The sequence below is a fragment of the Nocardia takedensis NBRC 100417 genome, from assembly GCF_000308695.1.
Taxonomy (GTDB): Bacteria; Actinomycetota; Actinomycetes; order Mycobacteriales; family Mycobacteriaceae; genus Nocardia; species Nocardia takedensis.
Genome location: NZ_BAGG01000028.1, coordinates 53,171 through 79,677, shown reverse-complemented (window position 1 = coordinate 79,677; position 26,507 = coordinate 53,171). Strand labels below are relative to the sequence as shown.

At 70.6% G+C, this 26,507-nt stretch carries 27 protein-coding genes; 4 read left to right on the top strand and 23 right to left on the bottom strand.

Annotated elements, in window-relative coordinates; all coding sequences use genetic code 11:
* The 7 genes from ON30_RS06530 to ON30_RS38875 all read right to left on the bottom strand — a co-directional run.
* The coding region (locus tag ON30_RS06530) for a hypothetical protein (RefSeq protein ID WP_040704887.1) at positions 1-186 on the bottom strand (186 nt) is incomplete at its 3' end.
* The gene (locus ON30_RS06525) at positions 183-1,547 is read right to left on the bottom strand and encodes a hypothetical protein (protein ID WP_040704886.1); all 1,365 of its coding nucleotides are present in this window, start codon (positions 1,545-1,547) and stop codon (positions 183-185) included. The genes ON30_RS06530 and ON30_RS06525, both read right to left, overlap by 4 nt.
* Positions 1,548-1,608: 61 nt before the next feature.
* Complete coding sequence (locus ON30_RS06520) at positions 1,609-2,097, bottom strand: nitroreductase/quinone reductase family protein (RefSeq protein ID WP_040704885.1); 489 nt, start codon at positions 2,095-2,097, stop codon at positions 1,609-1,611.
* An 89-nt stretch (positions 2,098-2,186) separates the two neighbouring features.
* Positions 2,187-3,425 carry a DUF7159 family protein gene (locus ON30_RS35910; protein ID WP_157183631.1) on the bottom strand — a complete coding sequence of 413 codons (1,239 nt, stop codon included), beginning with the start codon at positions 3,423-3,425 and terminating at the stop codon, positions 2,187-2,189.
* A gap of 280 nt (positions 3,426-3,705) precedes the next feature.
* The gene (locus ON30_RS06510) at positions 3,706-4,362 is read right to left on the bottom strand and encodes an FMN reductase (RefSeq protein WP_040704884.1); all 657 of its coding nucleotides are present in this window, start codon (positions 4,360-4,362) and stop codon (positions 3,706-3,708) included.
* Complete coding sequence (locus ON30_RS06505) at positions 4,359-5,504, bottom strand: LLM class flavin-dependent oxidoreductase (protein ID WP_040704882.1); 1,146 nt, start codon at positions 5,502-5,504, stop codon at positions 4,359-4,361. Before ON30_RS06505 ends, ON30_RS06510 begins: the two co-directional genes overlap by 4 nt.
* 249 nt (positions 5,505-5,753) lie before the next feature.
* Complete coding sequence (locus ON30_RS38875; RefSeq protein ID WP_157183630.1) at positions 5,754-7,253, bottom strand: Rv3235 family protein; 1,500 nt, start codon at positions 7,251-7,253, stop codon at positions 5,754-5,756.
* 424 nt (positions 7,254-7,677) lie between these two features.
* On the opposite strand from ON30_RS38875, the gene ON30_RS06495 reads away from it, so the two are divergent.
* Both ON30_RS06495 and ON30_RS06490 read left to right on the top strand, forming a co-directional pair.
* Entirely contained in the window at positions 7,678-8,265 is a 588-nt protein-coding gene (locus tag ON30_RS06495; protein ID WP_040704881.1) for a hypothetical protein, read from the top strand.
* A 68-nt stretch (positions 8,266-8,333) separates the two neighbouring features.
* Positions 8,334-8,525: a hypothetical protein gene (locus tag ON30_RS06490; RefSeq protein ID WP_051028993.1), complete on the top strand. Its 192-nt coding sequence runs from the start codon at positions 8,334-8,336 to the stop codon at positions 8,523-8,525.
* A gap of 5 nt (positions 8,526-8,530) precedes the next feature.
* Here ON30_RS06490 and ON30_RS06485 read toward each other — a convergent pair whose 3' ends face one another.
* From ON30_RS06485 to ON30_RS06430, 12 genes are all read right to left on the bottom strand, one after another.
* Positions 8,531-10,318: an oleate hydratase gene (locus ON30_RS06485; protein ID WP_040704878.1), complete on the bottom strand. Its 1,788-nt coding sequence runs from the start codon at positions 10,316-10,318 to the stop codon at positions 8,531-8,533.
* A gap of 21 nt (positions 10,319-10,339) precedes the next feature.
* Positions 10,340-11,200: a 3-hydroxyacyl-CoA dehydrogenase gene (locus ON30_RS06480; RefSeq protein WP_040704877.1), complete on the bottom strand. Its 861-nt coding sequence runs from the start codon at positions 11,198-11,200 to the stop codon at positions 10,340-10,342.
* 350 nt (positions 11,201-11,550) lie between these two features.
* A complete protein-coding gene (locus ON30_RS06475) occupies positions 11,551-12,702 on the bottom strand; it encodes an MSMEG_0565 family glycosyltransferase (protein WP_051028992.1) in 1,152 nt (383 codons plus the stop codon).
* 82 nt (positions 12,703-12,784) lie between these two features.
* On the bottom strand, positions 12,785-13,669 hold the full coding sequence (locus ON30_RS06470; protein ID WP_051028991.1) for a carbon-nitrogen hydrolase family protein: 885 nt from the start codon (positions 13,667-13,669) through the stop codon (positions 12,785-12,787).
* A gap of 12 nt (positions 13,670-13,681) precedes the next feature.
* Positions 13,682-14,953, bottom strand: a complete 1,272-nt coding sequence (locus ON30_RS06465; RefSeq protein WP_040704876.1) for an MSMEG_0569 family flavin-dependent oxidoreductase — start codon at positions 14,951-14,953, stop codon at positions 13,682-13,684.
* Positions 14,953-15,876, bottom strand: a complete 924-nt coding sequence (locus ON30_RS06460) for a carbon-nitrogen hydrolase family protein (RefSeq protein ID WP_040704875.1) — start codon at positions 15,874-15,876, stop codon at positions 14,953-14,955. The genes ON30_RS06465 and ON30_RS06460 overlap by 1 nt, the downstream gene beginning before the upstream one ends.
* Complete coding sequence (locus tag ON30_RS06455; protein WP_245553957.1) at positions 15,873-17,225, bottom strand: MSMEG_0567/sll0787 family protein; 1,353 nt, start codon at positions 17,223-17,225, stop codon at positions 15,873-15,875. Before ON30_RS06455 ends, ON30_RS06460 begins: the two co-directional genes overlap by 4 nt.
* 280 nt (positions 17,226-17,505) lie before the next feature.
* A complete protein-coding gene (locus tag ON30_RS06450) occupies positions 17,506-18,564 on the bottom strand; it encodes an MSMEG_0568 family radical SAM protein (protein WP_040704912.1) in 1,059 nt (352 codons plus the stop codon).
* A gap of 8 nt (positions 18,565-18,572) precedes the next feature.
* The gene (locus ON30_RS06445) at positions 18,573-19,118 is read right to left on the bottom strand and encodes an MSMEG_0572/Sll0783 family nitrogen starvation response protein (RefSeq protein WP_040704873.1); all 546 of its coding nucleotides are present in this window, start codon (positions 19,116-19,118) and stop codon (positions 18,573-18,575) included.
* 452 nt (positions 19,119-19,570) lie between these two features.
* Positions 19,571-19,870 carry a DUF6510 family protein gene (locus ON30_RS06440; protein WP_051028999.1) on the bottom strand — a complete coding sequence of 100 codons (300 nt, stop codon included), beginning with the start codon at positions 19,868-19,870 and terminating at the stop codon, positions 19,571-19,573.
* Between the two features lie 2 nt (positions 19,871-19,872).
* Positions 19,873-20,610 (bottom strand): ferredoxin reductase, encoded by a 738-nt coding sequence (locus tag ON30_RS06435; protein ID WP_040704871.1) that lies wholly within the window; start codon positions 20,608-20,610, stop codon positions 19,873-19,875.
* Positions 20,580-21,179, bottom strand: coding sequence for a sulfite oxidase-like oxidoreductase (locus ON30_RS06430; RefSeq protein ID WP_040704910.1), 600 nt, complete (start codon positions 21,177-21,179; stop codon positions 20,580-20,582). The genes ON30_RS06435 and ON30_RS06430 overlap by 31 nt, the downstream gene beginning before the upstream one ends.
* Positions 21,180-21,406: 227 nt before the next feature.
* Here ON30_RS06430 and ON30_RS40345 point away from each other — a divergent pair, with 227 nt between their 5' ends.
* The gene (locus ON30_RS40345) at positions 21,407-22,408 is read left to right on the top strand and encodes an aggregation-promoting factor C-terminal-like domain-containing protein (protein ID WP_174387396.1); all 1,002 of its coding nucleotides are present in this window, start codon (positions 21,407-21,409) and stop codon (positions 22,406-22,408) included.
* On the opposite strand, the gene ON30_RS06420 is transcribed toward ON30_RS40345, so the two are convergent.
* Positions 22,405-22,788 (bottom strand): hypothetical protein, encoded by a 384-nt coding sequence (locus tag ON30_RS06420; RefSeq protein ID WP_051028990.1) that lies wholly within the window; start codon positions 22,786-22,788, stop codon positions 22,405-22,407. The two genes, ON30_RS40345 and ON30_RS06420, sit on opposite strands and share 4 nt — an antisense overlap.
* Positions 22,789-23,047: 259 nt before the next feature.
* Here ON30_RS06420 and ON30_RS06415 point away from each other — a divergent pair, with 259 nt between their 5' ends.
* Complete coding sequence (locus tag ON30_RS06415) at positions 23,048-23,413, top strand: helix-turn-helix domain-containing protein (protein WP_040704870.1); 366 nt, start codon at positions 23,048-23,050, stop codon at positions 23,411-23,413.
* Positions 23,414-23,440: 27 nt separating this feature from the next.
* Here the strand turns inward: ON30_RS06415 and ON30_RS06410 are convergent, their stop codons facing one another.
* From ON30_RS06410 to ilvD, 3 genes are all read right to left on the bottom strand, one after another.
* Complete coding sequence (locus ON30_RS06410) at positions 23,441-24,034, bottom strand: ClpP family protease (protein WP_040704869.1); 594 nt, start codon at positions 24,032-24,034, stop codon at positions 23,441-23,443.
* On the bottom strand, positions 24,031-24,633 hold the full coding sequence (locus tag ON30_RS06405; protein WP_040704868.1) for a ClpP family protease: 603 nt from the start codon (positions 24,631-24,633) through the stop codon (positions 24,031-24,033). The genes ON30_RS06410 and ON30_RS06405 overlap by 4 nt, the downstream gene beginning before the upstream one ends.
* 78 nt (positions 24,634-24,711) lie before the next feature.
* Positions 24,712-26,421: a dihydroxy-acid dehydratase gene (ilvD, locus tag ON30_RS06400; RefSeq protein WP_040704867.1), complete on the bottom strand. Its 1,710-nt coding sequence runs from the start codon at positions 26,419-26,421 to the stop codon at positions 24,712-24,714.
* Positions 26,422-26,507: the final 86 nt, after the last annotated feature.

Here is a 26,507-nt window from a genome sequence, read left to right as displayed (position 1 = left end):
GCCGGGGCTCAGCGTCCACCACAGCAGCGCGCTCGGGTCGGCCGGGTCGACGCCTGCCACGCAGCCGCCGTCGATCACGATCTCGACGGGCGGGATCGCCGCGGCGCGCGGCGAATACCACCGCGCGGCACCGTCTTCGGCGAGGAACAACACGCCATCGCCCGGGTTCTCGGAGGGAGTGGTCATGACGGCGACTCCTCGTCGTCCTCGCGGCGCGCGGCCAATTCGTCCTCGACCTTACGCAGCCGACGCGCGTGGTAGGCGGCGTTGCGATGCCGCGGCGGGGCGGCCGACACCGCGACGGCCAGCAGCATCTGCGTGTAGCGGGCGGCGATGAGCGGGTCGGCGGTGAGCGCCCCGGGCGGCCTCGAACCGCCGTGTTCGGCGACGGCGGCCTGCCAGGCGGCCGCCACCAGGTCGGCGAGCGAGCCGAAGACGTCGAGCGCGACCAGATTGCCCGTCTCGAGCAACCGCGTCGCGAACGCCTTCTCCCAACTGCCCTCCGGCCCGGCCGCGTCCGGTTCGACGTGGGCGCGCAACACCGTGCGCGCCGCGGTGAGGCGGGCGTCGAGCACCGGATCGTCGGAGCCGCCGCCCGGCGCGGCGGGCGCGTTGTCGGCCAGTTCCACTTCTCCGCGGGCGAATTCCCTGCGCTTCTCGTCCAGCTCCTGCCATTTCACGGCCTTGAGCAGGATGCCCGCGTGCTCGAGTTCGGTCCTGCCGTCCACGACCAGGTTGAGCAGCATGGTGTTCGCGCGTTCGTACGCGCCGCCGAGATACGGGCTCCCGCGCAGCCACGGCTCGGCTTCGATCTGCGCTTCGAGCAGGGCGCGCACTCGATCGCGTTCCTCTTGCGTGGGCGCGCGGCGCGGCGGATCGGGTTCGCCGTAGTGGGGCGTGTGCCGGGCGATCGTCGCTTCCAGCGCGGCCAGCACCGCCGCGTCGCCGCCGCCGGTGGTGCGCAGCTTGTGCAACCGTTCGAGCAGGACCGTCAGGTAGGCACGACCGGCGACGACGCCGTAGCGGTCGGCGTAGGCGGCGGGCTCGCTGACGAAAGTGTCGGCCGCATGGCGGGATTCGAGGTGTCCGCCGGTGCCCGCCATCGCCTCGCGCACGAGTTTCGGCACCCGGTTCTTCAGCGGCCGGACCCAGCCGACGGCCTCCTGCGGCAGATCCGTCGGCCGCAGCGCGTCGACCGCCTCGGCGTAGCCGCCGCTGAAGCGGGCGAACGGGTCGACGTAGTCGGCGTAGAGGCGGGTCACCGCGTTCCACTGGTCGGGTTCGTCGACCGGCTTGCGTGACCCGCCCGCGCGCGCCAGTTCGGCGGGTCGCGGGTGATAGGACTCGATGACCCACCGGCGCTCACCGAAGGCGACCGACCAGCCGGTGATCTCGGGAATGACCGCGTGCTGCGGCGGTTTCGGCTCCGACATCCGGCGGTACCACGCGGCGATGAACTCTTTGCCGGAGACGGCCGGGTCGGCGCCGGGCGGATGCACCCACCACCGCGGTCGGACCCATTCGGGACGGGACGGATTGGACGACACCGGTCCAGGCTAGGAACGGCCGAACCGCCGCGCAGTCGTGTGTTCGACGGACAGCGCCCGCTCAGCCGCGCGGTTTCAGCACGATCACCGGGATCTCCCGCTCGGTCCAGGACTGGTAGGTGTCGAAGTCGGCGTAGAGCTCGACCAGCCTGGGCCACAGGCATTCCCGCTGGGCGGCGTCGGCGACCACGGCGCGCACCGCGCGGTGTTCGCGGCCGATCTGGATCTCGACGTCCGGGTCGGCCACCAGGTTCCGGTACCACTGCGGGTTGTCGCGGCGACCGCCCTGGGAGGCGACCACGATGACGTCGGCGCCGTCCTCTAGGTAGAGCAGCGGCGCGGTGAAGACCTTGCCGGATTTACGGCCCTTGTGTTCGAGCAGCAGGGTCGGGACGGGCTTGCGCAGTCCCGCGCCGACGCGCCATTTCGCGCCGATCCGGCCGCCGGTGCGCCGGAACACCCACGCCTGCGCGCGACTGCCGTAGCGCATGAGCTTGTCGACCAGCGGCGAATCGAGTTGACGGGGACGCGGGGGCGGTGTGGCTGACATGGGCGTTCCTCGCTGCTCCGGAAGGGCTCTCCCGTCAGACCATACACATCCGCAGAAGTGTCAACTCGGTGTGGCGCGACCGGGCAGGTTCAGCCGCCGCTGAGCCACCGCTCCTTGAGCGACCAGTGGTTGTCCCACCACTGCCGCGCGGCATCCGGGTCCGAGCCCGGCGCGGGCGGTGGGGACTCCCCCGGGAACAAGCCGTTGCCGTCGGGCGCGCCGACCTTGGTCGGCGCGGGAGGCTGCGGCTCGACCGGCGGCGCTTCGGGCTCGGGCTCGGCGGGTTCCGGCTCCGGCGGCGGCGGGGTGTTGACGGTCGTCGGGCGCGGACGGGTGTAGGCGGGCCGCTGCGGCGCGGGCGCGGGAGCCGGTTCAGGGGCGGCCTGTTCGGCCGGGGCCATGTCCGGCGGGGGCGGCACGATCACCGGAGGCGTGGTGGGCTCCGGGGTACGAGTGGTGCTCGTCGATGTCGCCGCCGCCTCCACGGCGGACGCGGGGCCCGACGAACTCCCGACGGGACCTTCGGTCGCGGTGGAGTCACGATCGCCCACGAGTTGCGCCACGGCGAATCCGGCGCCGCCGAGCACCAGCGCCGCCGCGGCTGCCGCCAACGCGGGCCGACGCCACCGCACACCCGTCGCCACCGCGGCCGGTTCGGCCTCGTCGATCTGTCCGGCGGCGATCAGCGCCGCTCCCCGCGCGGCCACATACGCGCCATCGGGGATCCGCAGCACCGGCACCGGAAGTTTGCGGTCCAAAGCGGCGGCGATCGCGGCGGCCTCGAGCCCTTCCTGACACAGCGCCACCGCGTCGGGCCGCGACTCGGGATCGTCCCAGTTCTTGCGCAGCCGGGGCAGCGCGTCGGCGACCGAGGCGGCGTCGAGCAGACCGGGCTGCCAACTGTCGTAGGCCAGGACCCGCCCGCGATCCGGGCCGACCAGCACGACCGCACTGGACCGACCGACCGTCTCCAGCACCGCGACGGTGTCGTAACGCGCGACGGCGGGCAGGTCGGTCAGCGCGGCCGCCAGTGCCGAGCGCAGCGACACCATCGAGGCCGATCGCCAACCCCCGGCGGCCAGATCCGACACCACGGCCTTGCGCTCCTCGGCCCCGCGGTAGACGACCGCGACGTTCTCGATCCGGATGTCGGGCGCGACCTCCGCCACGATCCGGTCGAGCACGCCCGGCACCGCCCCCGCGGCGTCGGCGACCCGGTATTCGAATGTGCGCGGCTCGGCGAGCCCCGCTTCCTCCCCCGGACCGCACGGAACCAGCACGCCGCGCACCACTGTCTGTTCCGCGGAAATTCCGACAGTTGCCCTCATGAACTACCTCGTTTCGACGAACTCCGTCTCCTGTGAGTTCGTGACGAGCGCCCGAAACGATCGGTTTCCCATGCATCGATTACGCAACAATTGGCCCCGTCTCCCGGACAGAACCGTTCACCTGTCGTTCGGGTGCGTCGCCGATAGCCGAAAATGTGCCGCCCTAGCTGTGCTCATGTCATAAGAACTACCGAGAGCATGACATTCCGAGTTATGCGTCAAGGGTGAATTACGTGATCAATCAGACAGGGCGGTCACCCTCGCGACCGCCCCGTTCGACTCATTCGCGGCTGCCGGTGTGCCCCGCCAGCAATTCGCTGAAGGGCGTCACCGCGCCCAACGAATTCCCCGAAGTCCGCCGGCGCGGCTCGGCGTCGGGCAGGAATCCCCCGACCCCGGACGGCGCGGCGACCACCAGCGCGGCCAATTCGCCCGCCGCCCGGCGCACGCGCTCGGTCAGCCCCGTCGACCCGAAATCCTCGGTGGCCGCGAACACGCCGGTCGGGACGACCACCGCGCGCAGATAGGTGAACAACGGACGCATGGCGTAATCGAGCATCAGCGAATGCCGCGCCGTGCCCGCCGTGGCCGCGATCACCACCGGCATCCCGTTGAGCGCGTCGGTGTCCAGCACGTCGACGAACATCTTGAACAGACCGCTGTAACTCGAGGCGAAGACCGGGGTGACCGCGATCAGCCCGTCCGCGCGCGAGACCTTCTCCCGCGCGGCCGCGACCGCCGGGGTCGGCAGCCCGCCGGTGGTGACCGTGGTCGCCAGATCGGCGGCCAACTCCCTCAGCTCGATCACCTCGATCTCGACCGCCTCCCCCCGCCCGCCGACCGCCGTGGTGACGGCGGCGGCGAGCTGATCGGCGAGCAACCGGGTCGAGGACGGCTGGGACAGCCCGGCGGTGATCACTACGACGCTGCGGCTCATGCCTCGACTCGATTCTCCGTGGCCGCGACCCGCTCGCGAGCCGGTTCGACCAGGTGGAAGGGGGTATCCGGCCCGGCGGCGACCAGGCTCGAATGGGTGGGCGGCTCACTGGGGACGTGCGCCGGGCGGCGGATCTCGAACTCCTTGCGCAGCACCGGGACCACCTCGCGACCCAGGATCTCGATCTGGTCCAGCACCATCTCGAGCGGCAGACCCGCGTGGTCCATCAGGAACAGCTGACGCTGGTAGTCGCCCGCGAAGTCGGCGAAACCGAGGGTGCGCTCGATGACCTGCTCGGGCGTGCCGACGGTCAGCGGGGTGAGTTCGGTGAAATCCTCCAGCGACGGGCCGTGCCCGTAGACGGGAGCGTTGTCGAAGTAGGGGCGGAAGACCTTCTTCGCCTCCGCCTCGGTCTCGGCCATGAACACCTGCCCGCCGAGCCCGACGAACGCCTGATCGGCCGCGCCGTGCCCGTAGTGCTCGAAGCGCTGCCGGTACAGGCGCACCATCTGCTCGGTGTGCTCCTTGTTCCAGAAGATGTTGTTGTGGAAGAAGCCGTCACCGTAATAGGCGGCCTGCTCGGCGATCTCGGGCGAACGGATCGAGCCGTGCCAGACGAACGGCGGCGTGCCGTCCAGCGGCGCGGGGGTGGAGGTGTAGCCCTGCAACGGGGTGCGGAAACGCCCCTCCCAATCGACCCGAGGCTCCCGCCACAGCCTGCGCAACAGGTGGTAGTTCTCCACGGCCAGCGCCAGACCGTCGCGGATGTCCTTGCCGAACCACGGATACACCGGTCCGGTGTTGCCGCGTCCCAGCATGAGGTCGACGCGACCGTCGGACAGATGCTGCAACATGGCGAAGTCCTCGGCGATCTTGACCGGATCGCTGGTGGTGATCAACGTCGTCGCGGTGGACAGGATCAGCCGTTCGGTGCGCGCCGCCAGGTAGCCGAGCATGGTGGTCGGCGACGACGGGACGAACGGGGGATTGTGGTGCTCGCCGGTGGCGAAGACGTCGAGGCCGACTTCCTCGGCCTTCTCGCCGATCGCGACCATGGCCTTGATCCGCTCGGCCTCGCTCGGCGTCCGGCCGGTGACCGGATCGGTGGTGACGTCACCGACGGTGAAGATTCCGAACTGCACGGGGTCCTCCTCGACTTCTGAACCCACATTTGTTGATGTGGCAACCAAACTAACAGGACGGGTGGCGCACCTATTCCCGACCGGTCCGCGACCACCTTCCCCGCCGGTCAGCGCGTGCGCAACGCGGCGGGGTCCACCGGTCGACAGCCGGTCGGCGGCCCCCACCGGTCAGCGACCACCCGAGGTCACCGCAGGGCAGACACCGACCCACGTCCATCACCGCACGGTCGGCTTGTGCCTCTGCCCGGGTCAGCGGACGCGCAACGCCACTATTCGCCACTTGTCCGCGTCCACGCGGGCGAACCTCGCGGCCAGTGCGAAGTGCCGTGCGCCCCGGTCGTATCCGGCGTGCACCTCCGCCGCGCGCTCGTCCACCGGGACCACCGTCACCCGGCCCAACGTCGCCACCCCGAGTCGTCCACCCGGCACCAACCCCGAACCCACCAGGGTGCGCACCGAAGCGACCACCCGCACATCGGCCACCGTCGACAACTGCGCCGCCGGTCGCCGCCGGTCCAGCACCTCCAACAGGAACCGCAGGGCTCGCTCCACGAACGTCCGCGCCACACCCCGCCGCACCGGTCCCTCGGACACCTCGACCTCGCCCAACGCCCGCCCGACCACGACACCGCGCCGCCGCGCACCCGAGCCACCCGCACACCGCACCCGCCCACTCGACGTCACCCGCGACACCTCGCCGCGTGCACGCTCATCGCGCGTCGCCTGACCGCGCGCCGCATCGCCGCCCTTCACCTCGTCCCGCACCGCGCCGTTCCGGCACAACCGCAACCCGGGCTCCGATCTCGGCACCGGCGACAACGCCCGCCCGCTCGGCAAGCCGCGCCCGACTCGCACCAACTCCCCCGACGCCACATCAGGCCCGGTGCCCTCGGCATCGGTCACCGAGGCCCCCTCGGACTCGGCCCCGTCGGAGGCGGTCCCGTCGGATTCAGCCTCCGTCACATCGGACCCGGTCGGGTTCGCGCAGATCTCGTCGCCCTCGTCCGGGCCGATATGGTTCGTACCGCGGTCAGTCGATTCGACGTGGGCCACAGACTCGTCCGCGACTCCGTCCGTCACACCGTGCCCGCCCGGGCCGACGCTCGACCCGGTTCCCGTCACCACCACAACCGCCGCTACCACACCGTCCGCTGGGCCGGTAGCGCTCGACGCAAGCCGCAGGTCGCGGGACGCCGCGTCGCGATCATCACCGTCGCGCGCTTCGTTCGGCACCGTGTCGCTCGACACTTTGTCATCGCAGGCACGGCCTGTTGCGTCGTCATCCCCGTGGCTGTCTCCCGCGCCGCTCCCCGGCACTTCGCTGCCTTCGGCCACGCCCCTGTCATGCGCCACCACATCGCGTTCAGCGAACCGGCCGCCCTCGATCGCGCCCGCATCGGCCGTGGTCGCGCCGACCGATCCCCGCTCGCTCGCGACAACTGCCGCGCCGACCGATCCCGACCTGCTCGCGGCAGCAGTCGCGCCCGTCGATCCCGACCCACTCACGACAGCAGTCGCGCCCGTCGATCCCGGCCTGCTCTCGTCAACTGCCGTGCCGGCCGCCCGCCGCTCGCTCGACGCACCGTCGCGGCGGACGTTCGTGCTGGTCTCCGTACTCGGGGCGGGTGGTGCGCCGCTTCCCGTGTTCCCGTTCGATGCCGTTTCGCGCAACTCCCTAGCGCCCACACGTGCCCCCTCGGTCGTCCGGATGTCGAGCACCGATTCTGCGGGGCGGCGGGGGTCCGGCACGAGTAGCGGTCTACTCGAATTCGTCGGGGTGGAGGTGGCGCGAGGTGGGTAGGTGCGGCGGGGGTGGTGAAAGGTCTTTCGCGGGAGCGGAATCGGCGTTCCGGCAGCGCGCGGGACGGTGTGGCGTTACCGTTGCGCGTGCACACCGTGCGGGTGGGATATTTCGTCGCTGGATCGCCGTCGACGGTGTCCGGCCGGGCGGTCGAGGGCATCCGCCGCATCGTGCGGTGTGCCGTCCGGCGGATCGCGGGGCGCTGAGGTGCGGGTCACACTCCGGCGCGGTTGCGGCGAACCGGCTTTCACCCGTTTCCGGGGAACCCCCCGTGACGGGGCTCGTGAACGGACGCGCTATTTTGGGGACGTGGTGACGAAGGATTCCGTACCGACGCAGGCAGGAGCACGACGAGCGGTAGACGGAGCGGCGGTGCCGTTCCGGGAAGCCACGGTGGCATGGGCATTGGCCGCGCACGCGGAACTGTCCGAAACCGCCACCGGTTATGGACATTTCATCACTGTCAACGAGCTGGCCGAGCGGGTGCAGCAGACCTCGGGGGTATCCACCGAAACCCCCACGCGCATGTGGATGGACGCCATCCTGCGCAAGGTCGCCAGGCGCTGCCACAACGCGGGCGAGCCGCCGTTGACGGCCCTGTGCGTGCGCCAGAACCAGACGGTCGGCGACGCCTACCGCTACGTCCTGGAACTGGCCGGACTGCCCATTCCCGACGATCTGGAACTGCATGCCGCCTACGCGCGCTGGCAGTGCTATCAGCACTTCGGCGCGGGGATGCCCGCCGATATCGGGATTCCCCCGCTGACACCGAAGGTGGCCGCGCGCAGACGCATGTCGGCTCCGGCCGCCGAGCGCGTGGAGCACCGCGCGGCCCCCGAACAGGGCGGCGCGGAGCCCGAAGCGGTGGAGCCCGAGGCGGAGGCCCAGGCCAGGCAGCGGATGTGCGGCGAATGCTTCATCCAGCTACCGGCCAGCGGGGTCTGCCACTACTGCGGGTAGGCCGTCGACCGTCCCGCCACGCCGGGGCGGTCGTTGCATTGCGCGCGATCGTTGCGGAGGCTGGGTCCATGTCCGCCGAGTGCCCGACCTGTTCGTGGCCCGCGCCGATGCGCGTGTCCTCGCACGGCTCCGTCCACTATCTGCGCTGTGTGTGCGGGCAGTGGCTGGTGTCCCACGGCGGCGGGCTCAGCCCCGTGTCGGGGGTGGGCGCGGGTGAACCGCCCCAGCACCTGGACCTGATCCCGTTTCCGACGGACTGAGCGGACTATCGGTCCGTCGGATCGGCGTGTTCCTCGGACAGCAGCCCGAATTCGGCGAGCAGCGCCCCGATTTCGGTGGATTCCAGTTTTCCGACCAGGCGGCGGCGCACGAAATCCGGTCCGGGCACCCGCAGTTCCGCACCGTCGCGCAGTCTGCTGGTCGCGGCCAGCAGACTGCGGATGTCGTAGGTGGAGCCGAAGACCTCGGGGACGCCGCGTTCGATGTCGAGCAACTTATAGACCGCTTCCATTCCCGTGCGCACCGAATATTCGGTGGTGAAGATGCAGTCGCGGGTGGTTTCGGCGAATTGCCCGATGAACGCGAAATTCACCGCGTCGCGCGGAACGACGTCGGGCCGGTCCCCGGCTTGGCGCGGCATGAAGAACGCGGTGACGTAGGGCATCATCACCGGTACGCAGCGCGCGGCCTCGGCGGCGAGTTCGTCGATGTCCGCGAGGGGGACGCCGAGGTGGTAGAGCCATTCCCGGGTGATCTCCTCGCCCGTGCATTCGCTCATCGGTTTGCGCACGTAATCGCCGGGCACGTCGACGAACAGCGAATACAGCCACACCACGATCTGATCCGGCGACTGCTGTTTGAAATGCGGCTGCCGGTTGACCGTCCAGCTCAGCAGCCAACTGGAATCACGGACGGTGACGATCCCGCCGGTGACCACTTTGCCGCTGAACGGGTCGCGCTTGCAGATCTTCTGGATGTATTCGGGTATGCGGGCGTCGAGGGTGGTGACGGTGGCCGATTCCCATTTCGTCTCCTCGATGTGACCGCCGAAGACGTCGGGGTGTCCGAAGCTCGGATCCTTGATCGCGATGCGCCGCCACAGGTCCCAGGCCGGGGCCGGTCCCTCGTTGAGGCGCGCGGGCGTGTGGTGGTCGCCGTTGTCGGAATTCTCGGTGAGCGAGCCGATGGTGGCGAAGACCAGATCGTCGGGACCGAGTTCGACCTTGCCGTCCACGCCCCGGGAGATCCAGTGGATCGCGGTGGCCTGCTTGCGTTCCGGGCCGAGGTCGAAATCGATGTCGGTGACCTCGGTGTCGAAACGGAAGGACACGCCCTGGTCGAGCAGCCAGGTGTAGAGCGGCAGCACCAGCGATTCGTACTGGTTGTAGCGGGTGAATTTCAGCGCGGAGAAATCCGGCAGGCCGCCGATGTGGTGGATGAACCGGTGCAGGTAGAGCTTCATCTCCAGTGCGCTGTGCCATTCCTCGAACGCGAACATGGTGCGCCAGTAGAGCCAGAAGTTGCTGGCCAGGAAGTTCTCGGAGAACACGTCGTCGATGCGCCGGTTCTCCATCTCCTCGCGGCCGGCGAGGAACACCTTGACCAGATCCTTCTGCGCGCGTTCGTCGAGGGTGAACAGTCCGTCGGTGTGCGCGTCCCGGCCGCGGCGCACAGTGGCGCGTTGCAGCGAGACATTGGGGTCGTCCTTGTTCAGCCAATAGAATTCGTCGAGCACGCTGGCGCCCTCGACTTCGAGGGAGGGGACCGAGCGGAACAGGTCCCAGAGGCATTCGAAGTGGTTCTCCATCTCGCGGCCGCCGCGGATGACGAACCCTTTGGCCGGTTCCTTGATGCCGTCGAGCGCGCCGCCGGGCAGCGGCAGTCGTTCCAGGACGGTGATCCGCTCCCCCGCCATGTGACCGTCGCGGATCAGGAAGGCGGCCCCTGCCAGCGAGGCCAGACCGGCACCGACGAACCAGGCGGTCTTGTCGGCGATGTCGCGCGGCGGGCGGGGACGGGCGAACGCCTCGTAATTGCCACTGCTGTAGTACATCTCGCTCCCCTCGCGGTTCGATCAGACGGAGTAGCGGTAGAAGCCCGCGCCGCTGGCGATGCCGAGCTTGCCCTTGTCGATGTAGTTCTCCTTGAGCCAGGCCGCCAACTTCCGCCCGTCCTCGCCGCCGTTGACCAGGATGTTGTAGGGCGTGGTCAGGCCGATGACGTCGAGGATCTGGAACGGGCCCATCGGCGCGCCGGTCGCGATGCGCCAGGTCTTGTCGACGGCTTCGGGTTCGGCGTAGCCGCCCGCGGTCAGCGCCATCGCGGAATTCAGGAACGGCACGAGCAGCGAGTTCAGGACGTAGCCCGCCTTCTCCTTGTGCAGTTCGATCGGCACCATGCCGATGGCGGCGGCGAAGTCGACCACGGCGCGGAACACGGCCGGGTCGGTGTCGGCGGTGCCCATGACCTCGGCGGTGTTGAACTTCCACACCTGGTTCGCGAAGTGCAGCGCCAGGAACCGGTCGGGCCGCCCGGTGGACTGCGCCAGCGCGCTGGGCAGCAGCGTGGAGGAGTTGGTGGCGAAGATGGTGCGCGCGGGCGCGAGACCGGCCAGTCTCGCGTAGAGGTCCTGTTTGATCGACAGCACCTCCGGGACGGCCTCGATGACCAGGTCGGCGTCGCTGACCGCCGCCTCCAGGTCGGCGGTCAGGGTGATCGCGTCGCGCGCCTTGTCGGCCGCGCCGTCCGCCGCGCCGGAGACCTCGTCGCCGTAGGTGCGGGCCAGTCCCGCGAACCGGTCGCGGCCCGCGGCGAGCGCATCGTCGTCGATGTCGTAGGCGGTGACCTCGAAACCGCTGTACGCGGTCTGGAACGCGATCTGCGAACCCAGTACGCCCGTGCCGAGCACGGTGACCTTGCGGATATCGGTACTCATGGCGCTCCTGTCCGGGCCGAACGCACGCGGGCCCGCGCTGTCGTGGTGGCGGCGCGACCGGACGCGCGGCCCTCGGATGCCGAGAAGTTCCGCGTCGGGGCGGAACCGGTGACGCGGGTCCGCCCGGGACGGCGACCCACCGCGTCGGGTGAACTCGCAGACGAGCGTACCCGCGAGCTATCTTCTCGCAATCACTCCTGTGGCGAGCGGGAACCGCGACTCGCCCCGGAGCTGCCTGAGTTTCCCACCGTAATGCCGAGAGTTCGGCGCGGTATCCCCCCGGCAGGCGCTGCCGAATCGTTATCGGTCGGATCGCTCATCGATAACCGAACCCGGGTGAGGTCGGCGGCTCACACGTTCGCGGCGCGGCGGGGGTCGAGGGGCGCGACCTGGGCGTAGAAGCGCAGGTGGTCGGCGGCGACCCGGTCCCAGTCGTAGCCGCGTGCGATCTCGCGTCCCCGTGCCGCCCGCGCGGGATCGGGAACCAGGGCGCGGACCAGTTCGGCGGCGGTTTCGGCGGGTGTGCTCGCGTACCGCACGCCCGCGCCGAAGACCTCCCGCAGGACCGGCAGGTCGCGGGCCACCACCGGGACGCCCGCCGCGAGCGCTTCCATCGCGGCCAGACCGAATCCCTCCTTGGTGGACAGGAACGGCACGACCTCGGCCGCCGCCACCAGCGCGGGCAGGTCGTCGTGGGCGACGGTGCCCAGGACCAGGACCTCGATGCCGAGTTCGGCGGCGCGGGCGTCGAAGCGCGCCCGATAGTCGCGGTAGTCGAACAGCGTCTCGCCGCCCGCGACGACCAAGCGCAGGTCGGACCGGTCGAGGCGGGCGAAGGCTTCGAGCAGGTCGAGGCTGCCCTTGCGCGGTTCTATGCCGCCGACGGCGAGGACGTACCGTCCGAGCCGATCCCGCCAGCGCTGCCGGGCCCGCGCGGCGTCGGGGCGCGCCGCCGCCGCGAACCGCTGATATTCGACGCCGTTCGGGATGACCGTCGGCGTGAGCCCCCACCCGGCCGTGACCTCGTTCGCGATGGCACGCGACACGCACAGCCGCGCGTAGGGTTCGACGATCGCGCGTTCGTGGCAGCGGGCCAGTTCGGGGGTGCGGAAATCGTCGAGGTGGTGGATGGTGCGCACGCACGGCCCGACCGCGTTGGCGCTGATGCAGTCCTGGGCGTGCACGATGTCGTGGGCGGCGGGGTCGAAGGCGGCGCGCAGGGTGGCGATGGACCGCAGGATGCGCGCGCCGACGGATTCGCCCTCGGCGGCGGCGAAGTCGACGACCCGCACCGCCACGGCGGGATCGACGGGACGGAAGAACCCGGTGTCACCCCCGCGACCGAGCGTCACCACGGTGACCTCGGCTCCCGCCCGTGCCAGCGCCTCGGCGAGGTTGAGGGTGTGCACCACCCCGCCGCGCGGTTTGGTCGAGTACGTCAGCAGAGCGACGCGAAGACCTTCGCGTGGTTCGGACGGGTGAGTCGGGGCGAAGCCGCTCACCGCGTCGCCTTCCGACTCACGACAGCATCGCGGGTCACACCGGCCTCCGCAGGGTCGGGCGAGTGGGTCGGGGCGAAACCGCTCATCGCTTCGTCTCTCGGCCGACGACAGCTTCGTGGCGCACGCCCTTGTCCCGCAACAGGTTGTGGTAGGTGTCGGTGCGGCGCTCGTCCAGGTGTCGCAGGACCCGGCGGGCGCGGTCGACCTCGGCGTCGACGTCGACGTCGGCCACCGCCAGACCGCCTTTGGACCAGGTCTTGGCGAGGATGTCCCCGCCCGGTCCGACCACTTTCGCCTGCCCGAGGAACCGCAGGTTGCCGGTGACCCCGGTCTGGTTGGCCGAGGCCAGCACCACCTGGTTCTCGGCGGCGCGGGCTTGGTCGTAGAGGTCGAACAGTCGGGCCTGTCGATCGTTGGGCATGCGGGAGGCGCGATCGGTGACGCTGGCGGGCCAGGCCGACAGCGCCGCGAGCGTGCGTGCCCCGTCCAGGGCCAGGGTGCGCGCGGCCTCCGGGAAGGTCTTGTCGTAGTCGATGAGCATGCCGAGTCTGCCCACGGGGGTGTCGAAGGCGGTGAACCGGTCGCCCGCGGCGTAGGCGAGATGTTCGCCCGCCGGTTGGTGCACCTTGCGGTGCCGTCCGAGCACGCCGTCGCCGGTCAGACAGACCGCGGCGTTGTAGCGGCGCGGCCCGTCCGCCTCGGCATAGCCGACGCAGACCGTCATCGGCCCCGCCATTCGACACAGCATCCTGATCTCGGGGCCGTCGGGATCGATGGCTTCGGGCAGACTCGCCGGATCGGGGTTGCGCAGGTCGCCCAGGTAGCCGCCGAGGGTGGCGTCCGGCAGGACCAGCAGGTCGACGCCGTCGGCGGCGAGCCGTTCCATGATGCCCGCCAGCTTGTCCAGGGCGCGGGCGATGTCGGCGCCGAAATGTCCGGCGACGGCGGCGATCCGGGCGGTTGCCATGCGCGTCCCCGTTCAGGCCGCGGCGGTTTCCCTGGCGGCGAGCGCGATCCGCTCCCCCAGGTACTCGGCGTCGCGGGCGACGGCGGCGAAGCGGCCCGAGCCCCAGGTGTGCAGCCACGGCAGCCCGAGGAAGTACAGGCCGGGCGTGGTCGTGACCCCGCGGTTGTGGCAGGGGTGTCCCGCGCCGTCGAACACGCCGACGCGCAGCCACCGGTAGTCGGTGCGGAAGCCGACCGACCAGATGATCGACCCGATCCCCGCCTCGGCCAGATCCAGTGCGGTGACCTCCTTTTCGGGTCGCCACACCGGGCGGTAGCGGTCCTCGACGGGGGCGGTGAGTCCGGCGCGGTCGATGTAGGCGTCGATGCTGTCCTTGATGCTCTCGGCGACCGCGTCCGCGGCGTCGAGGGAGCGCGCCAAGGTCGGCTCGAATCGCGCCACGCCCGCCTCGACGTCGACCATCCGGCCGTAGAGCCCCATCCCTTCGAGAGCGAAGCGCCGCAGGTCGATGTCGCGGCCGCCGTCGCGGCCGGTGACGTAGTGATTGGTGTTCTCGCGCTTGCCGAGTCCACCCGCCTGCTGCTGGATGGGAATGTCGTAGTGCCCCATGTCCTGGAGCCACGCCACGCAGTCGCGGCCGCGGTAGAAGCGGGCCACCCGGGGCGCGTCACCGGCCGCGAGGTGCACGGCGCGGCCGTCGAGATGCAGGTCCTCGGCGATCTGCGCGCCCGACTGCCCGGTGCCGACCACGAGGACCGCGCCGTCGGGAAGTGCGGCGGCACTGCGGTATTCGGCCGAATGCAGTTGCGTGATGTCGGCGGGCAGCCGTTCGGCGAAGCGGGGAATCGTCGGCACGTGGTAGCCGCCGACCGCGACGACGACCTGGGCGCACCGCAGCGGGCCCGCCGTGGTCTCGACCTCGAATCCGCCGTCGGCGGCCTGGGCCACCGACAGCACCTCGACGTGTTCGCGGACGGGCGGATCGAAGGTGTCGGCGTAGCCGCGCACCCACTCGTAGACCTGTTCGCGGGTCATGAATCCGTCCGGATCGGGCCCGGCGTAGTCGTAGCCGGGCAGCACGCACTGCCAGTTCGGGGTGACCAGCGTGAAGTTGTCCCACCGACGGTCGCGCCACTCGTGGGCGATGGTGTCGCGTTCGAGCACCACGTGGTCGATGCCGCGCGAGACCAGATGTCGACTCATCGACAGGCCCGCCTGCCCGCCGCCGATCACCACGACCTCGCGATACTCGACGGCCGCGGTGGAATTCGTAGCTCCCGACATCACAGGCTCCCCACCAGATCCACCTCGGGAGCGTCCGGCTGCCCGACCACGCCGTGCCGCTGCACGACCCGGTGGTACAGCTCGGGCCGACGGTCGCGCAGGTTGTACATGCCGCCGCCGCGCGCCTGCGCCAGCGCCGCCTCCAGATCCACGGCGGCGGTGGCCAATCCGGGTTCCACGCCGGTGTCGGCGAGGACCTCGCCACCCGGCCCGACCACCTTCGCGCTGCACACGAACCGCAGCGAGCCGAAGGTGCCCGCCTGGTTCGAGGCCACCCACACCACCTGGTTCTCCACCGCGCGCGCCCGGTCGTAGATGTCGAAGCGCTGCTTCCAGCGGTCCTCCTCCATCCGTTCGACGGTGGCGGTGCGCGCCGTCGGCCAGGCCGAGAGCGAGGTGATGATCTGCGCGCCGTCCAACGCCAGACTGCGCGCGGCCTCCGGGAACGCCTTGTCGTAGCAGATCTGCATACCCAGGCGGCCGACCGGCGTGTCGAAGGCCCGATACTCCGAACCCGCCGAGTAGCAGAGGTTCTCGCCGAGCGGTTGGTGCACCTTGCGGTAGGAACCCAGGACGCCGTCGCCGTGCAGCGCCGCCGCCGCGTTGTAGCGGACCGGGCCGTCGGCCTCGCAGAAGCCGAGGACGACCACCAGATCGCCCGCCAACTCCGCGACGCGCCGCAGTTCCGGGCCGTCCAGGTCCAGCGCGGGCGGCAGACTCCGCAACCGGCGCGCCCTGGCCTGCTCGCTCTCCTCCCCGCCGCCGAGGCTGGGCAGATAGCCGCCGAGGCACGCCTCCGGCAGCACCAGCAGGCCGCTGCCGCGCTCGCGGGCGGTGTCGATCAACCGCGCGATGGTGCGCAGGCACTCGTCCATGTCGCGGCCGAATTCGGCGGCGGCGACGGATATCGTGAGCTCGCTCATGACTCTCCCAATCCGGTGACGGCGCCGGGCACCGCGACCGTTGTCGTCCCGTCGGGCCAGCGCAGGCCGACCCCGGGTGTGGCTGTGAGGGCTCCGCAGACCGCGGAGACGGCCGGACCGGTCGGCGCGAGGTCCGCGCCCGGCCGGTCGGCGGTGATCATCGCGAAACCCGGAAAGCACGTGAGCCATTCCGCCATCGCGGTGTTCGCGGGCCGCGGTATCCGCGCGACCTCCAGCACGGCCCCGACCCCGCTCGCCTCGGCGAGCATGCCGACCGTGCCCGCCAAGCCCGCCATGCTGACGTCCTTGGCGGCGTGCGGCGCGGTCCGCGCCACGATCGCGCCGAGTGCGCGCAGTTCCGCGCCGGTGCGATGGGAGGACGAATCCCACTGCCGCCCCGCGTAACCCGGACGCCAGCCGCCGCCGAGATCGGCGATGAGACGCAGTTCGTCGCCGAGTCGGCCGCCACCGCCAGGAATCGGACGCGCGGTGCGACCCAACGCGGTCACCGACAGTGCCGCCGGGACGCCCAGTTGGGTGTGTCCGCCGAGCACGGGCACCTCCCAGGTCCGCGCGGCCTCCGCCAGACCGCGCACGATCCTGGTCAGCAGCGAGCGAGTCGGCGCGCCGACCGCGTCGAGAATGCCGACCGGCACCGCGCCCATCGCGGACAGATCGTTGAGATTGACCAGCGCGGCGCACCATCCGGCCCACTCCGGATCGCGTTCGACCATCGACGGGATGATCGCGTCGCAGGCGGCCACCAGATCGCTGCCCGGCACCGGAGCGCCGTCGTCACCCTGGAAGCCGCTGCCGCCCAGTGCCATTCGATGGTCGCGCAAGGGTTCGAGAACGTCGCCGAGCAGCGCTTTGGTGGCGGCCGCGAGTCGGGCGATCCGGTCGATCGGCCACCGCATCCGCCGGTGCTCTACCCCGCCGAGCAGGCACGCGCCCAACTCGACCCATCCCAACCGGGCGAACATCGGCGCGTAGCGGGCCTGCACGGTCGCCTCGAATCGCAGCACGTTCTCCGTCTCCGCCAGCGCGCAGGCCGCGCGGACCAGCGCCCGGCCGACACCGCGCGTACGCAGCGCATCGTCGACCACCAGTCGGGAACCGGTCCACCAGCCCAGGTCGGGGTCGGTGGCCGGCGCCAACCGGACACCGCCCAGCAGCGTCCCGTCCGGGGCCAAGGCGACCAACACCCGGGTGCGCGGATCGTCATCGATCGCGTCGACATCGGAGCCCTGGAACAGACCCTGCCCCTCGACGAAACTCGCCCGCCGCAGCGCGCGGTAGCGCTCTAGGTGCACGCCCTCGGCCTGCTCGATCAGGAATTCCGAGCGCACAACACGGTGGCCGGACAACACGCACGATTCGGCCGACTGCACGGACGTCCGCGCGGAATCGGTCGCCGGGCGAGGTGGGGTCGCCTCCGGCGGCCGTCCCGACTCGCCCCGGTTCACGCCGCCGGGCGAAAAAGCTCGCCCGCCGCTCAGATGATCGGTCCACGCGGTCTCGACGGTGTACGCACCGGTTCGCAGGACGGGCCGAACCGCCTCGCGCGCAGGGGGGGCGCCCGAAGCGGGGCCGTTCGCGGTGCGTGCCGCACCGTTCGTGGGGACCATCTCAGCCTCCCGCGCTCGGGAGGACACTGCACGCTCCACAGGCCGCGCAACCGGCTTTCTGTTGCGCGCCGACCATGCCCGCCCGCGACAGCGCGCGACCGACCCGGCGGCTGACGTCCTCGAGCAGGGCGGCGGGCGGGGCCTGGGCGTGATCGACGTCGACGGCGAGGGTGCCCGCCAACGGACGGAACGGCACCACGAACGGGTACACGCCCATCTCGATCAGTTCCAGTGCGCCCGCGACCAATTCGTCCGGGTCCTCGCCGAGGCCGACCAGCAGGTAGGTGGAGACCTGGTTGCGGCCGAAGACCCGCACCGCTTCCCGCCAGGCCGCGCGGTAGTCCGACAGCGGCACCGTGGCCTTGCCGGGCATCCAGCGCGCCCGCACCGCGTCGTCCAGCGACTCGACGTGGATGCCGATGGAATCCGCGCCCGCCGTGCGCAATTCGGTGATCGTGGCCAGGTCGCCGGGCGGTTCGCACTGCACCTGGATGGGCAGGTCGGGCACCGCCGCGCGGACCGCGCGCACGCAACGGGCCAGATGGCGCGCGCCGCGGTCGGCGGCGGCGGAGGTGCCGGTGGTCATCACCATCTGGCGCACCCCGTCCATGGCCACCGCCGCCGCGGCCACTTCGGCCAACTGATCGGGCCGTTTGACCGCGACGGTACTGCCCGCGCGCAGCGACGCCTCGATCGAACAGAAGCGGCAGCGCTGGTCCTCGCCGTAGCGGACGCAGGTCTGCACGACCGTGGTGGCCAACACGTCCGCGCCGTGCAGTCGGGCGATCCGCTCGTAGGAGACGCCGTCGGCGGTGCGCAGATCGTAGAAACGGGGGCGGCGCACCGGCACCACCTCCACCCCGAGATCGGTCCCCTCGAACAGCAGTCTGTCCGAACGGATCTCGTAGGGACTGTCGGAGCGGATGGGCAGGGCGGCTCCCGCACCACCGAGCAGGACGTGACCGTCGTCGCTCGGCCCGGCGCCGGAACGTCGCCGCACCGGCACCTCGACGCGAATTCCCAGTAGCGCCAGGTCTACTCGGGTGGACACCTCGGTCATGGTCACGCCTACAGCTGATAGGTGGAGTTGATGATCGCGCCCTTGCGCGCGTAGTGGATCAGCGCGTCCTGCACGTCCAACGGATGCGCGGGGATGACGCCCTCGATCAGGTCCTCCTCGCGCGCGCCGTGCAGCGCCAGGCCGAAGCGGCAGGCGAACACCTTGCCGCCCTCGGCGATGAAAGTCGCCAGGGCCTGGTTGATGTTCTGCTCGCCGGGGAAGCCGCTGTCGCCGGTGGTCGGAAAACCGCGGGTCGCCACGCAGTTGATCGCGCCGGGACCGTAGAAGTAGATCGCGGAGTCGAACCCTTTGCGCTTGGCGCGGGTGGCCTGCAGGATCGCGACGAAACTCACCGAGGATTCGTGGGCGATGCCGTGCACGAGCGTGAAATAGGTTTCGCCCGCCTCGGCCTGGTAGTCCGGGAAGATCTTGGTCGAGCCGTAGATGTTGCTGCCCGGCGGCAGGGCCGGGTGCGGGATCTCGGCGAGCGAGGCGGCGATATTGCGCTCGATCTGCTCATCGATCTCCGTGGTGGGGGTGGTGGGTGCGGCCATGGGAACTCCTGGTGATTCGGGATGCCGGTGGGGCGATGCGATGCGGTTCCGGTTGCGAGCGACCGAAGCCGATGTGCCAAGTTCACGCCCCCGCCGTTTCCGTTTGGTCACATCGGGAGTAATTGGGGATTACCGGGGACTCACCGCGGCGTATTCGACTCTCAAGCAGGTAATTCACTGTGCCGCAGTATTTTTGGATGCAGTCGACGCTCATGCGCGGAAATCCGACACGCGCACGAGTTGCTACCGGTTAACCATCGACCAGGCGTTTTCCGAAGCCGCGTTAACACATCGCGCACACGCGGGCGCGGTCGATTCACACGCCGGAAATACGCCGCCCCGCAGCGCCGAGCTCCGCCGTGCCCGCCCGCGGCGTCATGGCGTCCCTGCCGCAACGCCTCCTGCTGCGCTGCCGCAACCCGGCGTGACCGTGTGGCAGTCCGGGGGCGGGCTCAGATCGTGTCCGGGACGGGCAGGCAGAGTGCCGCGCCCTCGCCCAGGTCGAGCCAGCGTCCCGCCGGGGTGGTGGTCAGCCGCAGCAGGATCGCCGCGCAGGACACGCAGCGCACCACCGCGCCCGGTCCGCTCCGGTAGACCATGGCCTGCGCCAGCGGGGCGGTCGCGCCGCAGACTCCGCACCGGCAGTCGCAAGCGGTCACCTCGCCGACGAACACCTCCGACAGCGGCCCGGCCAGGGCGTTGCCGTCGACGTGCAGGTCGTCCTGATAACGCGGGAAGGGCTGTTCGCGCATGGTCATCTCCCACTCGGGCCGAAACGCTCGGTGCGCACGCGCGCCGGATCGTGTCCGATCGAAACCAGTGCTCCCGCCACGGATTCCACGAATCCGGTCGGACCGCACACGTAACAGGTGACCTCGGGGCCGGGCGCGAGGCCGTGTTCGACCAACTCCGCCTCCGACAGCCGGCCCGGCGACCGCGGGTCACCGGGCGGCGCGACTCGCGAATAGGCCAGGAACAGGTCGGGATCGGGCGCGAGTTCGGCGGCGTAGTAGAGCTGGGACGGGTCGCGCAGCGCGTAGATCGTCCGCATCCGGGCGGTCGGGGCGGCGACGCGGCGGGCGCGCAGCATCGCCATGAGCGGCACGATGCCGGACCCGCCACCGATCAGCAGCGCGGAACCCGCCGCGGCCGGATCCCAGACGAACCAGCCGCCGACCGGTCCGCGCACTTCGACGCTGTCCCCGACTTCGAATCCGTCGACCAGATAGCCCGAGACCTCCCCGTCGGGCACCCGCTGCACGGTGATCTCGATCAGGTCGCCGTCGGCGGGCGCGGCCAGCGAGTAGCTGCGTTCGGCCTGGTAGCCGTCGGGCGCGGTGAGCCGCACGTCGACGTGCTGGCCGGGGAGATGGCCGGGCCACGGGTCGACGCGCAGGGTCAGCGTGCGCGCCGAGGCGGTCTCGAATCGGGAGGCGACCAGTTCGGCCGCCCGCCAACCGGTCAGTCGCCCTGATACCGCTGCTCGCGCCACGGGTCTCCGTAATCGTGATAGCCCGCGTTCTCCCAGAACCCGGGTTCGTCCTCGTCGAGCAGGCGGAGTTCGGTGATCCACTTGGCCGACTTCCAGAAGTACAAGTGCGGGATCAGCAATCGCGCCGGTCCGCCGTGCTCGGGCGCCAGATCCTGCCCGCCGAAGCGGTGCGCGATCCACGCCTTGCCGTCGGTGAGATCCTCGAGCGGCACGTTGGTGGTGTAGCCGCCGTAGCTGACCGCCAGCGCGTAGTCGGCCTGGGTCGGCACCTCCGCGAGCAGGGTGTCCAGGGAGACCCCGACCCAGTCGGTGTCCAGTTTCGACCAGCGGGTCACGCAGTGGATGTCCACGTGCGGGCTGGTCTGGGGCAGGTCCAGGAATTGCGCCCAGGTCCAGCTGTGTCGACCGCCGGATTCGTCGACGATGGTGAAACTCCAGGTGTCGAGGTCGACGCGCGGCGTCGGGCCCGCCGACAGGACCGGGAAGTCCTCGGTCAGGTACTGCCCGGGCGGCAACCGGTCGTCGGCCGGGCGGACCCGGCCGCGGAACCCCGGTGAGAAGACACCCACACCGCTCTCCTTCCGCTCACCCGCCGCCGGAACAGACCCGACGGCATGTTCGGTCATCCTATGCCCGCCCACCCTCGCGGCGCGCGGTTTGCCGACCACCCCCGAGACCGCCTCGCACAGCCGACGCGATCGGCCTTCCCCCGCCGACACGCCGCGGCACCTCCGAGACAGTATCGATAACTGCTGATTTGCTGACGGGTGGACCTTTCGCGAAAGGAGCATTCGCCGTGCAGCGCTTCCTGCTCGCCGCGATCACCGCTTGCGTCCTCACCCCGTGCGCGGCGGCCCACGCCGAGTCGCCCGCGCCGATGACGCCCGAACCGCCCGGCCCCGCCCGGTTCGAGCGCGATCTGCGCGACCTGTTCGCGCCGTTCACCGTCGAACTGCCCGGCCGGTCCCTAGCGCCGTCCGCGGGCGCGACTCCGCCGCTCCCCGCCGAGATCCCGGCCGTCGGCCCCAAGCCGATCCCCGCCGAATTCCCCGTGCCCTTCCCGCTCGACATCCCCGCCGGCCCGGCCCCCTTCGCGTTCACGCCGTGGGCCGCGCCCGGTGACGATCTCCCGACCGAGGTGTCACCGTTCGCCCCCTACGAACCCGGTGTCCCGCCCCCGGACCACCTACCTGCCGACCGGGTGCCCGGACTGGCGACTCCGGTCCGCGACGTCTTCGGGATCGACCTCCCGACCGTTCCCGCGCCTTTCTCGATCACGCCGACCGGTGACGATCTGCCCGCCGAGGCGGCGCCGTTCGCCCCCTGGGAACCGGGCACTCCCCCGCCGGACCACCTGCCCGCCGACCGCGGACCGGACGCCGCGAACCCGTCGCCGCCCGCCGACCGCGCCGAGGCCGACTCCCAGACCGCCGGAAACGACCCCCGCGTCGACACCGAGAATCCGGCCCGCAACGAACCACCGGTCATCCAGAGCGCCGGAGTCCTGTTCCGCACCGGGCTCAAGGGTTTGGCGCTGACCGTGGTCCCACTGCACCAGTTCCCGGCCTTCGACGCGGTGATCACCCGCGAAAGCGGCTGGAACGTCTTCGCCCTGAACTGGGGCAGCGGCGCCTACGGCCTGGGGCAGGCGTTGCCCGCCAACAAGATGTTCACCCACGGCTGGGACTGGGCGTTCAACCCGCTCACCCAGATCCGCTGGACCTACGACTACATGGTCGACCGCTACGGCGGCCCCGACCAGGCGTGGGAGTTCTGGCAGCGCAATCACTGGTACTAACTCCGGTGACGCACGACCTGGAATGTCGTGCACCCGGTGCCGAAGACGTTCCCGCGCATCGAGTCGGCCGCCCGTTCGGTCGCGACCAGATCGACCATCTGATAGCCGCCCGGTTGCTGAATCCACCGGACCTGGGTGAACTCGACCGACTCCCCGGTCACCTTCGCCCGCATCTCGAAGCGGCCCGGCTTCGCCGCGACATTGCCGGGTAAGGCGTAGAAGGAGAATTCGGTGCGGCCCGCGGCGTCGACGGTGAGCGTGAGACCGGTGTCCCCCTGCGCGCAGGTGTAGGAGCCGACCCATTCACCCGCGATCGCCTGCACGCCCGGCGTCACCGCGACGCCGGAACTCCCACCGGAATCCTGCGCGGCGACCGGCATACCCGCCACTGACCTGCCGCACCCGCTCAGAGCTGCGACGACGAGTGCACCGGCGAGCATCGACCGCCGTATTCCCCCACGTACGAACACGGCTCGAACCCTAGCGCACCCGGGGAAACAGGAATGCCCGGTGATGTGGGGGCACGGTTCGCGGGCGCCGACCGGACTTCGGCACGGGCGAGTCGGGACCACCGCCGGGCGCGGTTCGCCCAGAGCGGAACGCGCGGAATGCGCGCCCCCGCCCCCGTACGCTCGGAGCATGAGCGAGCATCCGCGACTGCACGCGATCCCCGGAGGCCGCGCGGACGACCCGCGCGAGCGTCCGGCCCCCGAACCCCTGTGGCGCGAGGTGCTGGGTGAGCAACTGCGCGAACTGCGCCGCGACCTGGACGAGACGCTCGCCGAAACCTCGGGTCGCGCGGGCATCTCGCCGCAGTATCTGTCGGAGGTCGAGCGTGGTCGCAAGGAACCGTCGAGCGAGATGATCGCGGCGTTGGCGGGCGCGCTCGGCATCGGACTCGGCGAACTCACCGAACGGATCGCCGACGACCTGCGTGCCCGCAGGTTGCGCGCGGTGCGTCCCGCGCTCCCCCGCACCGGTATGCCGACGATGCTGGCCGCCTGATCGACCGAAGCCCCTCCCCGCCGACTATTACCCGCGCGGGCGCATCACGTGGTCGGCCAAGCCGTAATCGACGGCCGCCTGGGCGGTGAACACCCGGTCGCGGTCGGTGTCGTGACGTAACCGTTCGGCGGTCTGGCCGGTGTGCGCGGCCAGGATCGACTCGATTTCGGCGCGCATCCGCACCAGCTCATCGGCCTGGATGATCAGGTCCGGGATCGCGCCCTGTCCGCGCGCGGCGGGTTGGTGCAGGACCACCCTGGCGTGCGGGAGCAGCGCGCGATGCCCCGGCGCGCCCGCCGCGAGCAGGACCGCGCCGACCGCGATGGCCTGCCCGACGCAGGTGGTGTGCACGGGCGCGCCGATGTGCTGCACGGTGTCGTAGATGGCCAGCCCCGCCGACAGGTCGCCGCCCTCGCAGTTGATGTAGAGCTGGATCTCCTGTTCGGGACTGTCCGACTCCAGGTGCAGCAACTGGGCGATCAGCGCGTTGGCCACCCCCGAATCGATCGGGGTGCCCAGGTAGACGATGCGTTCGGCGAGCAGGTGCGAATAGATGTCGGTGATGCGTTCACCGCCGCGCGGATGCTGGGCGATGACATTGGGAATCGTGTAGGAGCTCATGAGATTCCGATCCGGTGCCGTTGCGGGACGATACTGTCGAAGCTGTCCACGATGGCGTCGACGAAGCCGTAGTCGCGGGCTTGGGCGGCGGTGAACCAGCGGTCGTGCAGCGAATCCTCGTAGATGCGGTCGAACGGTTGGCCGGTGTCCTCGGCGATGATGCCGAGCACGGTGTCCACGGTGTAGCGCAGGTCCTCGGCCTGCACCTGCACGTCCACGGTGCTGCCGCCGATGCCCGCCGAGCCCTGGTGCATGAGGATGCGCGCGTGCGGCAGCGCGTAGCGGCGGCCCCTGCTTCCCGAGGAGAGCAGGAACTGCCCCGCGCTGCACGCCAATCCCAGTGCGAGCGTGGAGACTTCGCACGGAACCAACCGCATGACGTCGCGGATGGCGAGCATCGCGGGCACCGACCCGCCGGGTGAGTGGATCCACAGCGAGATGCCCGCCGCGGAATCCTCGGCGGCCAGCGTGAGCAACTGCGTCATCAGCAAGGTGCCGTTGTCGTCGTCGAGCGGACCGTCGAGTACGAGGATGCGGCGGCCGAAGAGTTGTTCGCGGGCGCGCCACCCGAACAGTGGAGTCTTGTCGTCGTGAGCCATGCCTCCACGATGCGGCGCGCGGGGCCGGGAATGCGCGCGACGCTGCTGTGAGCGGATCCGCTCACAGCAGCGCGGCATTCAGCCGCAGACCGCGCCGATCGAGGCCGAGCCGACCAGTTTGGTGTATTTCGCCAGCACACCGCGGGTGTAGCGGGGCGCCAGCGGCGCCCAACCCACGGCGCGGTCGGCCAATTCGCGCTCGTCGACATCCAGATCGAGGGTGCCGTTGGCGACGTCGAGGGTGATGCGGTCGCCGTCGCGCACGAACGCGATCGGGCCCGCGTCCACCGCCTCCGGCGCCACATGCCCCACACACAACCCGGTGGTGCCGCCGGAGAAGCGACCATCGGTCAGCAGCAGGACGTCCTTGCCCAGCCCCGCGCCCTTGATCGCGGCCGTGATCGCCAACATCTCCCGCATCCCCGGCCCGCCCTTGGGGCCCTCGTAGCGGATGACCACCACGTCACCGCCGGTGATCGTGCCGTCCTCGAGCGCGTCCAGCGCGGCCCGCTCGCGCTCGAAAACCCGTGCGGTACCGGTGAACACATCGGAATCGAAACCGGCGGACTTGACCACCGCGCCACCCGGGGCCAACGACCCGCGCAGGATGGTGATGCCGCCGGTCGGATGGATCGGGGCGGTCATGGCGCGCAACACCTTTCCGTCCGGATCGGGCGGTGCGACGTCGGCCAGGTTCTCCGCCACCGTCTTTCCCGTCACCGTCAGGCAATCCCCGTGCAGCAGACCGGCGTCCAGCAGCGCCTTCATCACCACCGGCACGCCGCCGATGCGGTCGACGTCGGTCATCACGTAACTGCCGAACGGTTTCACATCCGCCAGGTGCGGCACCCGCGCGCCGACCCGCGCGAAATCGTCCAGATCCAACGGCACCTCGGCCTCGTGCGCGATCGCCAACAGGTGCAGCACCGCGTTGGTGGAACCGCCGAAGGCCATCACCACCGCGATCGCGTTCTCGAACGCCTCACGGGTGAGGATGTCGCGCGCGGTGATCCCGCGCCGCAACAACTCCACCACCGCGCGGCCGCTGCTGCGCGCGAAACCGTCACGGCGACGGTCGGTCGCGGGCGGGGCGGCACTGCCCGGCAACGACATTCCCAACGCCTCGGCCGCACTGGCCATCGTGTTCGCCGTGTACATGCCGCCGCACGCGCCCTCGCCCGGACAGATCGCGCGTTCGATCGCGTCGACGTCCTCGCGCGACATCAACCCGCGCGCGCACGCCCCCACCGCCTCGAACGCGTCGATGATGGTGACCTCGCGTTCGGACCCGTCCGACAGTTTCGCGATCCCCGGCAGAATCGACCCCGCGTAGAGGAACACGCTCGCCAGATCCAGCCGTGCCGCCGCCATCAACATGCCCGGCAGCGATTTGTCGCAGCCCGCCAGCAGCACCGAACCGTCGAGTCGTTCGGCCTGCATCACCGTCTCCACACTGTCCGCGATCACCTCGCGCGACACCAGCGAGAAATGCATGCCCTCGTGCCCCATCGAGATGCCGTCCGACACCGAGATCGTGCCGAACTCCAGCGGATAGCCGCCGCCCTCGAAGACACCGTCCTTGCACGCCTTGGCCAACCGGTCCAGCGACAGGTTGCACGGCGTGATCTCGTTCCACGACGAGGCGACGCCGATCTGCGATTTCGCGAAATCGGCGTCCCCCATCCCGACCGCGCGCAACATCCCGCGCGCCGCGGTCTTCTCCAGTCCGTCGGTGACATCGCGGCTGCGCGGCTTGATGTCGGCCCCAGGCCGGTCGGTGGTCGTCATGACAGGCAACGTACCCCCGCCGCACCGGGGTCCGCGACGTTCACCGCCGACAAGCAGGGATTTCGTCACCTTCGCCTACGGTCGTC

What these genes read in the sequence shown, in the direction of transcription:
- ON30_RS35910 (WP_157183631.1), bottom strand. Translation starts at nt 3,425, where the DNA reads ATGAGGGCAACTGTCGGAATTTCCGCGGAACAGACAGTGGTGCGCGGC.
- ON30_RS06490 (WP_051028993.1), top strand. Translation starts at nt 8,334, where the DNA reads ATGTCCGCCGAGTGCCCGACCTGTTCGTGGCCCGCGCCGATGCGCGTG.
- ON30_RS06415 (WP_040704870.1), top strand. Translation starts at nt 23,048, where the DNA reads ATGAGCGAGCATCCGCGACTGCACGCGATCCCCGGAGGCCGCGCGGAC.
- ON30_RS06485 (WP_040704878.1), bottom strand. Translation starts at nt 10,318, where the DNA reads ATGTACTACAGCAGTGGCAATTACGAGGCGTTCGCCCGTCCCCGCCCG.
- ilvD (WP_040704867.1), bottom strand. Translation starts at nt 26,421, where the DNA reads ATGACGACCACCGACCGGCCTGGGGCCGACATCAAGCCGCGCAGCCGC.
- ON30_RS06460 (WP_040704875.1), bottom strand. Translation starts at nt 15,876, where the DNA reads ATGAGCGAGCTCACGATATCCGTCGCCGCCGCCGAATTCGGCCGCGAC.
- ON30_RS06450 (WP_040704912.1), bottom strand. Translation starts at nt 18,564, where the DNA reads ATGACCGAGGTGTCCACCCGAGTAGACCTGGCGCTACTGGGAATTCGC.
- ON30_RS06465 (WP_040704876.1), bottom strand. Translation starts at nt 14,953, where the DNA reads ATGTCGGGAGCTACGAATTCCACCGCGGCCGTCGAGTATCGCGAGGTC.
- ON30_RS06480 (WP_040704877.1), bottom strand. Translation starts at nt 11,200, where the DNA reads ATGAGTACCGATATCCGCAAGGTCACCGTGCTCGGCACGGGCGTACTG.
- ON30_RS06520 (WP_040704885.1), bottom strand. Translation starts at nt 2,097, where the DNA reads ATGTCAGCCACACCGCCCCCGCGTCCCCGTCAACTCGATTCGCCGCTG.
- ON30_RS06470 (WP_051028991.1), bottom strand. Translation starts at nt 13,669, where the DNA reads ATGGCAACCGCCCGGATCGCCGCCGTCGCCGGACATTTCGGCGCCGAC.
- ON30_RS06405 (WP_040704868.1), bottom strand. Translation starts at nt 24,633, where the DNA reads ATGGCTCACGACGACAAGACTCCACTGTTCGGGTGGCGCGCCCGCGAA.
- ON30_RS06420 (WP_051028990.1), bottom strand. Translation starts at nt 22,788, where the DNA reads ATGCCGGTCGCCGCGCAGGATTCCGGTGGGAGTTCCGGCGTCGCGGTG.
- ON30_RS06510 (WP_040704884.1), bottom strand. Translation starts at nt 4,362, where the DNA reads ATGAGCCGCAGCGTCGTAGTGATCACCGCCGGGCTGTCCCAGCCGTCC.
- ON30_RS06440 (WP_051028999.1), bottom strand. Translation starts at nt 19,870, where the DNA reads ATGCGCGAACAGCCCTTCCCGCGTTATCAGGACGACCTGCACGTCGAC.
- ON30_RS06410 (WP_040704869.1), bottom strand. Translation starts at nt 24,034, where the DNA reads ATGAGCTCCTACACGATTCCCAATGTCATCGCCCAGCATCCGCGCGGC.
- ON30_RS06445 (WP_040704873.1), bottom strand. Translation starts at nt 19,118, where the DNA reads ATGGCCGCACCCACCACCCCCACCACGGAGATCGATGAGCAGATCGAG.